Genomic DNA, 11,791 nt, shown 5'->3' with positions numbered 1-11,791 from the left:
GCCGCTGCCCCCGCCGCGCGGTCCCAGGGCACGGCGGCGGGCGCGGGCGCGCCGGCCGGCCGGGGGGCCCGGACGCCTCGTACCTCCCGCACGTCCCGTGGCACCGGCACCTCGGACGCCTCCGGAGCGCGCCCCTCATGACCACCGGCGCCACCCCCCGCCGCCGGGGCCGGCCCGCCCGCAAGGACGCCGACTCCGGTCCCAGTGCCCGGCAGAAGATCCTTGAGGCCGCCCGCGCGGAGTTCGCGGCGCGCGGCTACGACAAGACGTCCGTCCGCGGCATCGCCAAGGCGGCCGGCGTCGACCCCGCGCTCGTCCACCACTACTTCGGCACGAAGGACGAGGTGTTCGCGTCCGCCGTCGAGATCTCCTTCGAACCCGCCCTGACGGTGCCCGCCAAGGTGCTCGCCGGGGACCCCGGCACGATCGGGGAACGGCTCGCCCGCCAGTTCTTCGCCGTCTGGGAGAACCCGGCGACCCGGACGCCGCTGCTGGCCGTCATCCGTTCCGCGCTCACGCACGACGCCGCGGCGGCGGTGCTGCGTACGTTCGTGCTGCGCCGGCTGCTCAGCCAGGTCGCGGAGCGGCTCGACGTACCGGATCCCGAGTTCCGCGCGGAGCTCTGCGCCTCCCACATGGTCGGGATCGCGCTCCTGCGGTACGTGATCAGGGCGGAGCCGCTGGCGTCGGTGGACATGGAGCAGATCATCACGATGGTCGCTCCCACGCTCCAGCGCTACCTCACCGAGGCATGAGCCCGGCCTGATCACCGGGTTCCGGCCATCGGCTGCCACCGGTTGCCCGAAAGGTGAACAGGCGTCCCGTATCCCGGACGGCATGTCCAGATCTTGGATCCGGGGCGTACGCTCGAAGAAGTCATTTCTGCCGAAGGACTCGGCCGAAGGATCTGCTGAAGGAGCGAGAGACGATGCCCGAGCTGAGGTCCCGCACTGTCACCCACGGACGCAACATGGCGGGCGCACGCGCCCTGATGCGAGCCTCGGGCGTAGCGAGCGAGGACATCGGCAAGCCGATCATCGCGGTGGCCAACTCCTTCACCGAGTTCGTGCCCGGGCACACCCACCTCGCGCCGGTCGGCCGGATCGTCTCGGACGCCATCAAGGCCGCGGGCGCGGTGCCCCGCGAGTTCAACACGATCGCCGTGGACGACGGCATCGCGATGGGCCACGGCGGGATGCTCTACTCCCTGCCGTCCCGCGACCTGATCGCCGACTCCGTCGAGTACATGGTCGAGGCGCACTGCGCGGACGCGCTGATCTGCATCTCCAACTGCGACAAGATCACCCCGGGCATGCTGATGGCCGCGATGCGCCTCAACATCCCGACGGTGTTCGTCTCCGGCGGCCCGATGGAGGCCGGCCGGGCGACGCTCGTGGACGGTACGGTCCGGAAGCTCGACCTGATCAACGCGATCTCCGACGCGGTGAACGAGAACGTCTCGGACGAGGACATCCTCCGTATCGAGGAGAACGCCTGTCCGACCTGCGGCTCCTGCTCCGGCATGTTCACCGCCAACTCGATGAACTGCCTGACCGAGGCCATGGGCCTCTCCCTCCCCGGCAACGGCTCCGTGCTCGCCACGCACACCGCGCGTAAGGCGCTCTACGAGAACGCGGGCCGCACGGTCGTCGAGATCACCAAGCGCCACTACGAGCAGGACGACGCGTCGGTCCTGCCGCGCTCCATCGCCACCCGCGCGGCCTTCGACAACGCCATGGCGCTCGACATCGCCATGGGCGGCTCCACCAACACGATCCTGCACCTGCTCGCCGCCGCCCAGGAGGCCGAGCTGGACTACGACCTCAGCGACATCGACGCCGTCTCGCGCCGCGTCCCCTGCCTCGCCAAGGTCGCGCCGAACGTCGCCCCGGGCGGCACGTACTACATGGAGGACGTCCACCGGGCCGGCGGCATCCCCGCCATCCTCGGCGAGCTGTACCGCGGCGGTCTGCTCAACGAGGACGTCCACACCGTCCACGCCCCCGGCATCAAGGAGTGGCTGCAGACCTGGGACGTGCGCGGCGGCTCGCCCTCCGAGGAGGCCGTCGAGCTGTGGCACGCGGCCCCCGGCTGCGTCCGCTCCGCCGAGGCGTTCTCGCAGTCCGAGCGGTGGGACACACTCGACACGGACGCCGCGGGCGGCTGCATCCGCGATGTCGCCCACGCCTACTCCAAGGACGGCGGTCTGGCGGTCCTGAAGGGCAACCTGGCCGTCGACGGCTGCGTGGTGAAGACCGCGGGTGTCGACGAGTCGATCTGGACCTTCGAGGGCCCGGCCGTCGTCTGCGAGTCGCAGGAGGACGCCGTCGAGAAGATCCTCCGCAAGGAGATCACCGAGGGCGATGTGATCGTCATCCGGTACGAGGGACCGCGCGGCGGCCCGGGCATGCAGGAGATGCTGTACCCCACGTCGTACCTGAAGGGCCGCGGCCTCGGTAAGTCCTGCGCGCTGATCACCGACGGCCGCTTCTCCGGCGGTACGTCGGGGCTCTCGATCGGCCACGCCTCGCCGGAGGCGGCCTCGGGCGGCACCATCGCGCTGGTGAACGACGGCGACCGGATCCGGATCGACATCCCGAACCGTTCGATCGAGCTGCTGGTCGGCGACGCGGAACTCGCGGCGCGCCGCGAGGCGTTGAACGGTGTGTACGCGCCGGCGGGCCGCGAGCGCAAGGTCTCGGTGGCGCTGCGCGCGTACGCCGCGATGGCGACGAGCGCGGACAAGGGCGCGGTCCGGGACATCACGCGCCTCGGCTGACTCCCTCACCCGGCAGCCCCTGCTCCGGCCCTCACGACGGAGGGCCGGGGCGTCACCAGGACGCGGGGTCCCGGCCGGCGACGGCGAAGACGGACCCGTCGGGCGCGCTCCCGAAGACCGTCGTCCCCCGGGAGCCGGAGCCTGTGCCGGTTTCGGAACCGGGGCCGAGGACGGGCGCGGGCAGCGTGGGTACGAGCGTGTCGGGCCCTTCGGCCATCCGCGGCTTCGTCTGCCCCAGCAGCACCCCGCGCCGCGCGTCCACGGCGAGCAGCCGGCCGTCCCCCGCGCTCAGATAGACCCGCTCCTCGGTGGCGGCAGGGCGTGAGGCGCGCGTCACCGAGGTCTCCAGCCGCCAGCGCACGCCGCCGGCCCTCGCCCCCGAGCCCTTCGCACCCGCGGTTTTCGCGCCCGCGGCCTTCCCGCCCGTGTCGACGGCGAGCAGCGACCCCGAGTAGCCGATGACGTACACGGTGTCACCCACGGCGGTCGCCTGGGCCTGGTCGACGGGTGCGCCCAGCGGCACCCGCCGTTCCGTACGGCTCGACGCGTCCAGCCGTACGACCGCCTCCGTGAAGCCGTCGACATCGTTCGCGAGCAGGAACAGCGCGTCGTCCGAGGCGCCCACCGGGGCCAGCCCGCCCGTCAGCCGCTCCTCCCAGCGCACCGCGCCGGTGGCCGGGTCGATCGAACGCACCTCGGTCGCCGAACCGTCCCCCGAGGGCGTCGCGGCGAACAGCGCGCCGTCGGTGCCGCTCGCCGCCGTCCAGACCGTGCCGGTGCCACCGAGCCGCTCCGTCCAGCGCTCGTCACCGGTCGCGCTGTCCAGGGACCGTACCCGCCCGTCGTACGAGACGAGGAGGACCGAGCCGCCGCTGTGCCGGACCGTGGCGTACGAGGAGACGTCGACGCCCCAGCGCTCGGCGCCCGAGGCCGGGTCGAGCGCTGCCAGCCGCTTCTCGCCGCCCGCGCCGTGCGCGACGACATGGAGCAGCCCGCCGGAGAGGACCGGCGCGGCGTCGGCGTCGGAGCCGGCGTCCACCGCCTCGGCTCCCTTCGCGCCCTTCGCTCCCGCGGCGCCCTTCACGGACCAGGCGGGGCGGCCGTCGAGGGGATCGAGCCGGGTGGTCGTGCCACCGGGGCCGGCGCAGTAGACGGCCGTGGTGCCGGCCGCGCAGACGGGCACCTGGCCGGGACCGTCGCCCAGCGTCGTCTCCCACGGCTCGAACGTCCGGGAGGGCTCCGCGTCCGTCCTGGCGGGGGCGCCGTCCCCCATGGCCCGTACGCCGAAGAATCCCGCACAGGCCACGGCCACCAGCGCCACCGCGCCCACCACCGTGCGCACGCGGCGCGGCGATCGCGCGGGGGACGAGGACGGCGCCGGAGACGGAGACGGAGAAGGAGCGGGAGACGAAGGAGAGGCAGAAGGAGAAGCAGAAGGTATCGACGACAGCGACCGGACGGCCCCGGTGCCCCGCGCGTGATTGGTCGGTACGGAGCCCGGACCGGAACCGGCGCCGCCGCCCGGGCCCCGCCCGGAGCCGGCGTCCGGGCCCGCGCTCTCGACGGGATCCGGCCCGCGCTGCGCCGGTACGAGCGCACTCGCCCCGTACGGCCCGCGCAGGTCGTACGCGGTGGACGGCACCACACCGCCCGGCACCGACCGCGACGTACGCAGCGCGCCCATCACCTCGTCCGGCGTCGGCCGGTCGGCCGGGTCCTTCGCGAGACACCCTCTGATCACCGGAACGATCCGCTCCGGTACGCCCGTCAGATCCGGCTCGTCGTGCACCACCTGATAGGCCACGATGTACGGGCTGTCCGAGTCGAAGGGACCACGCCCGGTCGCCGCGTGCACCAGGACCGCGCCCATCGCGAACACATCGGCGGCGGGCCCGACTTCGCGCGGGCGCTGGAACTGCTCCGGCGCCATGAACGGCGGCGTGCCGATCAGCTTGCCCGTCTCCGTCCGCAGATCGCTGTCGGCGGGGCGCGAGATGCCGAAGTCGATGACCTTGGGCCCGTCCGACGCCAACAGGACATTGCTGGGCTTCAGATCACGGTGCACGACCCCGGCGCGGTGGATGTCCCGCAGCCCTTCGGCGAGCCCCGCCCCGAGCCGGAACAAGTCCTCGGTGCCCAGCGGCCCGTTCCGCTTCACCCGCTCGGAGAGCGTGGGCCCGTCGATGAACAGGGTCGCCATCCACGGGCGCCCGGCCTCCGGATCGGCGTCCACGACCGGCGCGGTGAACGCCCCGCTCACCCGCCGCGCCGCCGCGACCTCCTGCTGGAAGCGCGCTCTGAACTCCGGGTCCGAGGCGTGGTTGGCATGGATGACCTTGACGGCGAGCCGCAGCCCCGAGGCGGAGGTGGCGAGATGAACCTCGCCCATTCCGCCGGAGCCCAGGGCTGATTCGAGCAGATACCGCCCGGCGTACTCCGGACGCTCCGCTTCCGGGGCCGACCCGGTGTTGCGCAGTGGTGGCATCGCCCACCCCCGTGTATTGGTGCGCAAGCGCGACGCACGGAGCCTAGTCGATGGTGCGTGCTATCCAGCCATGGGTTGCTAGCCTGCGCGGCGCAGAGCACACACCGTCAATGGGGGAGGACCGCATGGCAGTCGAAGAGGTTGAGAACACCACCAGAACCGGGGGAGAAACCGCGACAACCACGACAGAAGCGGCTGCGGCAACCGCCGCGCCGGCCACCGAAGCGACGGCCACGGGAGTGGGGACCCTCGCGGCCACGCGTTACGCGGTCCACCCGGACTACCGGGTGAACGTCCGCAGCGGTCCGGGCACCAACTACCAGCTCGTCAGGGTGCTCCAGTACGGCGCGAGCGTGCCGATCAACTGCCAGAAGCCGGGCGAGCGGATCGCCGGCCCGTACGGCACGACGAACCTCTGGGACAACATCGCCAACGGCGAGTTCATCTCGGACGCGTACGTCTACACGGGAAGCAGCGGCTACGTCGCTCCCCGCTGCGCCTGAGCCCCGGCTGCGCCGAGGCGCCGCTCAGCTCAGCGCCCGCTCCGCCTGAGCCCCCACTCCAGGCGCCGGGGATAATCGCCCCGTGAGCGAGCATCCCGAGCACTCCCAGCCCCCCGCGGACGCCACCGCGACCGCGTCCGCCGCCTCCACCAAAAACGTAGGGGGCGGACGTGGCCGCGGCGGCCCGGAACCCGAGGCCATCGTGTTCTTCGGAACGACCTGGCTCGCCCGCGACGCCGGGTACGCCGCCCGTCGCGTCGCGGTCGCCCTCGGCTCCCTCACCACCGCGGTCGCCGCCGGCTTCGTCCTCCGCTTCGCCTACGAGGGCCTGGAGATCGCGAAGGTGGGCTCCTTCGTCGGCCTGCTCCTCGCCGTGATGTTCGCGGTGTGCAGCGCCATCGCCTTTCGCAGGACCTGGGACGGCTTCACCCGCCGCCCGGCCGACCCCGCCCACGAGGAGTCGCTGCGCAGCGTCAAGGCGATCGGCTTCATGGGCTCGCTGATCGCCTACTTCCTGCGCTCCCTGGCCGAGGCCCCGGGCGAGGGGCTGCGCCGCAAGGAGTACGAAACGGCCCTGGCGCAGTACGAACGCCGCCGCACCGCCCGCGCGGGCAACCCGGCAGCCCGAGCCGCGGCCAGGGAGAAGGGCAAGGGCAGGAACAAGGGCGGGAGCAAGGGCGGGAACCCCCAGCGCGCGTGACCCCAGCGCGCGTGCCCCGAGCGCATCTGGCCCGTATCCCGTCCCGGGCACCACGATGGGGACATGACTCCCGAGACGCCTCCCGCCAACAGCTCCACGAACAGCTCGGCCCCTAGTCCTGCCCCCGGCCCGACCGCGCGCGCCTTCTCCTTCGACGCCGTCGCCGACCAGTACGACGAGGCGCGCCCCGGCTACCCGCCGGCCCTCTTCGACACGGTCGAGGAACTGACCGGCCGCCCGCTCCGGGGCTCCCGTGTCTTCGACATCGGTGCCGGCACCGGTATCGCCACCCGCCTGCTGCGCGCACGCGGTGCCCGGGTCACCGCGGTGGAACCGGGCCCCGGCATGGCGGAGCGGCTGCACCGTACCCGGCCGGACGTCCCCCTCATCCGCGGCCTCGGCGACGCACTGCCCCTCGCCGACGGCTGCGCCGACCTGATCACGTACGCCCAGGCCTGGCACTGGACCGACCCGGCCCGCTCCCTGCCCGAAGCGCTGCGCGTGCTCAGGCCCGGCGGCGCGCTCGCCCTGTGGTGGAACGTCGCGGACGCCGGGGTCCCCTGGATCGCCGGCCAGGACGAACGGATCCGCCGCTGGGCCGACGACGGCGCCCACGGCGCGCACAGCCTCCCCGGCCGGGGCGGAGACCTCCCGGCGGAGCTGCGCCCGGCCGAGCGACGGGTGACGTGGACCCGCCGTGTCCCGCTCGACACCCACCTCGCCCACCTCGGCAGCCACTCGATCTTCCGGATGCGCGGCGAAGCGGCCACGGCCGCCTTCCTCGCGGCCGAGCGCGCGCGGCTGCTCACCCTCTTCCCCGACGGGAGCGTCGAGGAGGCGTACGTGGTGGAGCTGACCCTCATCCGCCGTCCCTGACGTACCCCCTGTACCCCCTTGCCCGGCCCCATCCCCCGTTTCCCATCCCCTGTTTCCCCGTGCGGCGCTTGACGAGTCCGTCCGCCGGGGCTCATTATTCATCACATGATGAATTTGCCTGCGGCCGCTGCTGTGCACGCCCGCGGCCTCACCGTCCACCGAGGCGACCGCGCCGTCCTGCGCGGTGTCGACTTCTCCGTACCGCCCGGCCGGATCACCGGACTCCTCGGTCCCTCCGGCTGCGGCAAATCCACCCTGATGCGCGCCGTCGTCGGAACCCAGGCCCAGGTCACCGGCGCCCTCGACGTCCTCGGCCGCCCCGCGGGCGACCCCGCGCTGCGCGCCCGTATCGGCTACGTCACCCAGGCGCCCTCCGTCTACGACGACCTGACGGTCCGCCAGAACCTCGACTACTTCGCCGCCGTCCTCGACCCCGGCCGCGCCCGCCGTACCGCCCGCGGAGCGGCCGTCGACCGCGCCATCACCGACGTCGACCTCGCCTCCCACACCGGCTCGCTGGCCGGACGGCTCTCCGGCGGCCAGCGCAGCCGGGTCTCCCTCGCCGTCGCCCTGCTCGGCGCGCCGGAACTCCTCGTCCTCGACGAGCCCACCGTCGGCCTCGACCCCGTACTCCGCCGCGACCTGTGGGCCCTCTTCCACCGCATCGCCGCCGACCGCGCCGCCACGATCCTCGTCTCCTCCCACGTGATGGACGAGGCCGAACGCTGCCACCAACTCCTCCTCATGCGGGAGGGAGAGGTCCTCGCCCAGGACACGCCCGAAGCCCTGCGCACCCGTACGCACACGGAGACCGTCGAAGCGGCCTTCCTCCACCTGGTCGACGAGGCCAACGCACTCCAGGGAACCGCCCGATGACGCCCACCGGCCCCAGCACCGGCGACACCCCCGCCACCACAGCCACCAAAGCCACCAGCGTCAGGACCCGGCGCACCCCGGCGCCCCGCCCCCGCCCGTTCTCCGCCGCCCGCACCCTGGCCACCGCCGCCCGCGTGCTGCGCCAGCTCCGCCACGACCCGCGCTCGATCGGGCTGATGATCATCGTCCCGTGCGCGATGCTCCTCCTGCTCCGCTACGTCTTCGACGGCAGCCCGCGCACCTTCGACTCCATCGGCGCCTCGCTGCTCGGCATCTTCCCGCTGATCACGATGTTCCTGGTGACCTCCATCGCCACCCTGCGCGAACGCACCTCCGGCACTCTGGAACGCCTCCTCGCCATGCCCCTGGGCAAGAGCGACCTGATCGCCGGCTACGCCCTCGCCTTCGGGCTCATCGCCGTCGTCCAGTCCGCGCTCGCCACCGGCCTCGCCGTGTGGGCCCTCGGCCTGGATGTCGTCGGCTCCGCCTGGCTGCTCCTCCTGGTCGCGCTCCTCGACGCCCTGCTCGGCACGGCGCTCGGCCTCTTCGTCTCGGCCTTCGCCTCCTCCGAGTTCCAGGCCGTTCAGTTCATGCCCGCGGTGATCTTTCCGCAGCTCCTGCTCTGCGGACTGTTCGCGCCCCGGTCCGCCATGCACCCCGCCCTGGAGGCCATCTCCAACGCGCTGCCCATGTCGTACGCCGTCGACGGCATGAACCAGGTCCTGCGCCACCCCGACATCACGGGCGACTTCGTCCGCGACGCCGTGATCGTCGCGGGGTGCGCCGTCCTCGTCCTCGTCCTGGGAGCCGCCACCCTCCGCCGCCGTACGACCTGAGCGCGCGGCGGAGACCGGATCGGGCGACCGCCCCTCGGACACCGCACGCACGCGGACCGCCTCCGGTGCGACGATGGGGGGAGAAAGCCCACCCCCTACGGCGAGGTGACTCCGCACATGACCCAGACCGTCGCAGTCCTCGGCACCGGAAAGATCGGCGAGGCCCTGCTCAGCGGCATGATCCGGGCCGGCTGGCGAGCGGGCGACCTGCTGGTCACCACGCGCCGCGCGGACCGGGCGGCGGAGCTCCGCGACCGGTACGGCGTCGAGCCCGTCACCAACGCCGACGCCGCCAAGCGCGCCGACATCCTCATCCTGGCGATCAAGCCCCAGGACATGGGCACGCTCCTCGACGAACTCGCCCCCCACCTCACCGCCAACCGCCTGATCATCAGCGCGGCCGCCGGTATCCCCACGGCCTTCATCGAGGAACGTCTCGCCCCCGGCACCCCCGTCGTACGCGTCATGCCCAACACCCCCGTCCTGGTCGACGAGGGCATGTCCGTCATCTCGGGCGGCAGCCACGCGCTCCCCGCCCATCTCACCCACGCCGAGGAGATCTTCGGCGGCGTCGGCAAGACCCTGCGCGTCCCCGAGTCCCAGCAGGACGCCTGCACGGCCCTCTCCGGCTCCGGCCCGGCGTACTTCTACTACCTGGTCGAGGCCATGACCGACGCGGGCATTCTCCTGGGCCTGCCCCGCGCCCAGGCCCACGACCTGATCGTCCAGGCCGCCATCGGCGCCGCCGTCATGCTGCGGGACAGCGGCGAGCACCCCGTGAAGCTCCGCGAGGCCGTGACCTCCCCGGCCGGAACCACCATCAGCGCCATCCGGGAGCTGGAGAACCACGGGGTACGCGCCGCCCTCATCGCGGCGTTGGAAGCCGCCCGCGACCGCAGCCGCGCCCTGGCCTCGGGCAACGGCTGAGGCGCGACCCCGGGCTCAGCCGGCGGGCAGCAGGCCCGCCGCCCGATACGCGGCATCGACCACGGGCCGGGCGATCCTCCTGGCCCGATCGGCTCCCTCCTTCAGTACGACGTCCACCTGACCGAAGTCCGCGGCCAGCACCGCGTGCCGTTCCTGCACCGGCCGCATCAGCTCGATCACGGCGTCGGCGGTGGCCCGTTTCAACTCCCCGTACGACGTGAACGTCTCGGCCAGCGCCGCCGGATCCGCGGGCTTCTCCCCGTCGGTGTCCCCACCCAGGTCCCCGCACCCGGCCAGGATCTCCAGCAGATTGGCCACGCCCGGTTTCGTCTCCGGGTCGTACTCGACCTCCTGGCCGCTGTCGGTCACCGCCCGCATGATCTTCTTCCGCACCACATCGGCGTCGTCCAGCAGATAGATGATCCCGGCGGTCGACTCATGGGACTTTCCCATCTTCGACGTCGGGTCCTGAAGATCCATGACCCGCGCGGCCACGGCCGGCCGGGTGGCCTTCGGCACGGAGAAGGTGTGCCCGTACCGCTGGTTGAACCGGGTGGCGATATCCCGCGTCAGCTCCACATGCTGGGCCTGGTCCTCACCGACCGGCACCTCGTCCGTGCGATAGGCGAGGATGTCCGCCGCCATCAGCACCGGATACGACAGCAGGGAGAACCGCACACTCTCCCCGGACGCGAGGGCCCGCACGCTCTTCTCCTTGTACTGGATCATGCGCCGCAGCTCCCCGTCGGTGGCCGTGCACTCCAGCAGATAGGAGAGCCGCGTGTGTTCGTCCACATGGCTCTGGACGAACACGGTGCACAGGGCGGGATCCAGCCCGGCCGCGAGCAGCAGCGTCGCCGCCTGGCGACTGAGCCGGCGCACGCGAGCCGGATCGTGTTCGACGGTCAGTGCGTGCAGATCCACGACGCTGAACAGCGCGTCGGCCCGGTGCTGATCGACCTCGACCCACCGGCGTACGGCCCCGAGGTAGTTGCCCAGCGTCAGGGGTCCGGTCGGCTTGACCCCGCTGAAGATCCGCGTCATCTCTGATTCACCCTCTCGGTAGGAGCAGCCACTCCTCGCGGCCGGTCCCCGAGCTGGGAAAATGCGAACGGCCGCCGAAGCGGCGGCCGTTGAACGCATACGTGTGAGGCGGCCGCCGTCAGGCGGCCCACCACTGAAGGACGCACGCATGCGTTGTCATGCCCCTCAGACTACCGTCCCAACCCCTCAAGTTGACACGCCCCACACAGGAACGTAATGTTCTCCGAGCTGTCCGACGTGAGCACCGGCCCCGTGCCGGTCCCCGGACAGTCATTCCGCAGGACCTTACGACGAGTGAGCGACTTCATGTCGCATTGCTTTGCGTACGCCTATGCGAAATGAGGAATCGACGCTCGAACCGAACGTCGGCACCGAAGCCCCGATTAGCGTCGGAGCCCAGGATTCCGCTAAAGTCTCACTCGTCGGAACGGCCGCAGGGCCGGGAGGACAAGCCCCACTGACTGGGAATCAGGCCCGAAAGGATCTGGTAGAGTCGGAACCGCCGGAAAGGGAAACGCGAAAGCGAAGAACTGGAAAGCGAACCCCGCTCCGACGGGGAATCGGACACGAAAGAGTCTGATAGAGTCGGAAACGCAAGAACGAAGTACAGAACAAAATGAAACACCGAAGGGAAGCGCCCGGAGGAAAACCCCAGACAAGATCTGCGGGTGAGTACAAAGGAAGCGTCCGTTCCTTGAGAACTCAACAGCGTGCCAAAAGTCAACGCCAGATATGTTGATACCCCGACCTCCCGGATTGTTCCGG

Annotated in this window: 10 protein-coding genes; 8 read left to right on the top strand and 2 right to left on the bottom strand. The window is 71.8% G+C overall.

Annotated elements, in window-relative coordinates; translation table 11 throughout:
* The first annotated feature begins 137 nt into the window (after positions 1-137).
* Both AB0P17_RS00050 and ilvD read left to right on the top strand, forming a co-directional pair.
* Positions 138-755 (top strand): TetR family transcriptional regulator, encoded by a 618-nt coding sequence (locus tag AB0P17_RS00050; RefSeq protein ID WP_365806085.1) that lies wholly within the window; start codon positions 138-140, stop codon positions 753-755.
* Between the two features lie 173 nt (positions 756-928).
* Positions 929-2,779, top strand: a complete 1,851-nt coding sequence (ilvD, locus tag AB0P17_RS00045) for a dihydroxy-acid dehydratase (protein WP_365806083.1) — start codon at positions 929-931, stop codon at positions 2,777-2,779.
* Between the two features lie 52 nt (positions 2,780-2,831).
* Here ilvD and AB0P17_RS00040 read toward each other — a convergent pair whose 3' ends face one another.
* The gene (locus AB0P17_RS00040) at positions 2,832-5,264 is read right to left on the bottom strand and encodes a serine/threonine-protein kinase (protein ID WP_365806082.1); all 2,433 of its coding nucleotides are present in this window, start codon (positions 5,262-5,264) and stop codon (positions 2,832-2,834) included.
* Between the two features lie 125 nt (positions 5,265-5,389).
* Here AB0P17_RS00040 and AB0P17_RS00035 point away from each other — a divergent pair, with 125 nt between their 5' ends.
* The 6 genes from AB0P17_RS00035 (at position 5,390) to proC (ending at position 9,982) form a co-directional block, all read left to right on the top strand.
* The gene (locus AB0P17_RS00035; RefSeq protein WP_365806080.1) at positions 5,390-5,767 is read left to right on the top strand and encodes an SH3 domain-containing protein; all 378 of its coding nucleotides are present in this window, start codon (positions 5,390-5,392) and stop codon (positions 5,765-5,767) included.
* A gap of 199 nt (positions 5,768-5,966) precedes the next feature.
* Positions 5,967-6,467, top strand: a complete 501-nt coding sequence (locus AB0P17_RS00030) for a hypothetical protein (RefSeq protein WP_365806466.1) — start codon at positions 5,967-5,969, stop codon at positions 6,465-6,467.
* 63 nt (positions 6,468-6,530) lie between these two features.
* Positions 6,531-7,343, top strand: coding sequence for a class I SAM-dependent methyltransferase (locus AB0P17_RS00025; RefSeq protein ID WP_365806078.1), 813 nt, complete (start codon positions 6,531-6,533; stop codon positions 7,341-7,343).
* 108 nt (positions 7,344-7,451) lie between these two features.
* Positions 7,452-8,219, top strand: coding sequence for an ABC transporter ATP-binding protein (locus tag AB0P17_RS00020; RefSeq protein ID WP_365806464.1), 768 nt, complete (start codon positions 7,452-7,454; stop codon positions 8,217-8,219).
* Positions 8,216-9,055 (top strand): ABC transporter permease, encoded by an 840-nt coding sequence (locus AB0P17_RS00015; protein WP_365806076.1) that lies wholly within the window; start codon positions 8,216-8,218, stop codon positions 9,053-9,055. The genes AB0P17_RS00020 and AB0P17_RS00015 overlap by 4 nt, the downstream gene beginning before the upstream one ends.
* A gap of 117 nt (positions 9,056-9,172) precedes the next feature.
* Positions 9,173-9,982, top strand: a complete 810-nt coding sequence (gene proC / locus AB0P17_RS00010; protein ID WP_365806074.1) for a pyrroline-5-carboxylate reductase — start codon at positions 9,173-9,175, stop codon at positions 9,980-9,982.
* Between the two features lie 15 nt (positions 9,983-9,997).
* Here the strand turns inward: proC and trpS are convergent, their stop codons facing one another.
* Positions 9,998-11,026: a tryptophan--tRNA ligase gene (gene trpS / locus AB0P17_RS00005; protein WP_365806072.1), complete on the bottom strand. Its 1,029-nt coding sequence runs from the start codon at positions 11,024-11,026 to the stop codon at positions 9,998-10,000.
* Positions 11,027-11,791 lie beyond the last annotated feature (765 nt).

The sequence above is a fragment of the Streptomyces sp. NPDC088124 genome (assembly GCF_040685895.1).
GTDB lineage: Bacteria > Actinomycetota > Actinomycetes > Streptomycetales > Streptomycetaceae > Streptomyces.
Note: the sequence above shows the minus strand (reverse complement) of the source record. Positions and strands in the feature narration are given on the sequence as shown.

Excerpts from the sequence above, each read along its gene's own strand:
- AB0P17_RS00050 (WP_365806085.1), top strand. The coding sequence starts at position 138 with ATGACCACCGGCGCCACCCCCCGCCGCCGGGGCCGGCCCGCCCGCAAG.
- ilvD (WP_365806083.1), top strand. The coding sequence starts at position 929 with ATGCCCGAGCTGAGGTCCCGCACTGTCACCCACGGACGCAACATGGCG.
- AB0P17_RS00040 (WP_365806082.1), bottom strand. The coding sequence starts at position 5,264 with ATGCCACCACTGCGCAACACCGGGTCGGCCCCGGAAGCGGAGCGTCCG.
- AB0P17_RS00035 (WP_365806080.1), top strand. The coding sequence starts at position 5,390 with ATGGCAGTCGAAGAGGTTGAGAACACCACCAGAACCGGGGGAGAAACC.
- AB0P17_RS00025 (WP_365806078.1), top strand. The coding sequence starts at position 6,531 with ATGACTCCCGAGACGCCTCCCGCCAACAGCTCCACGAACAGCTCGGCC.
- AB0P17_RS00020 (WP_365806464.1), top strand. The coding sequence starts at position 7,452 with ATGAATTTGCCTGCGGCCGCTGCTGTGCACGCCCGCGGCCTCACCGTC.
- AB0P17_RS00015 (WP_365806076.1), top strand. The coding sequence starts at position 8,216 with ATGACGCCCACCGGCCCCAGCACCGGCGACACCCCCGCCACCACAGCC.
- proC (WP_365806074.1), top strand. The coding sequence starts at position 9,173 with ATGACCCAGACCGTCGCAGTCCTCGGCACCGGAAAGATCGGCGAGGCC.
- trpS (WP_365806072.1), bottom strand. The coding sequence starts at position 11,026 with ATGACGCGGATCTTCAGCGGGGTCAAGCCGACCGGACCCCTGACGCTG.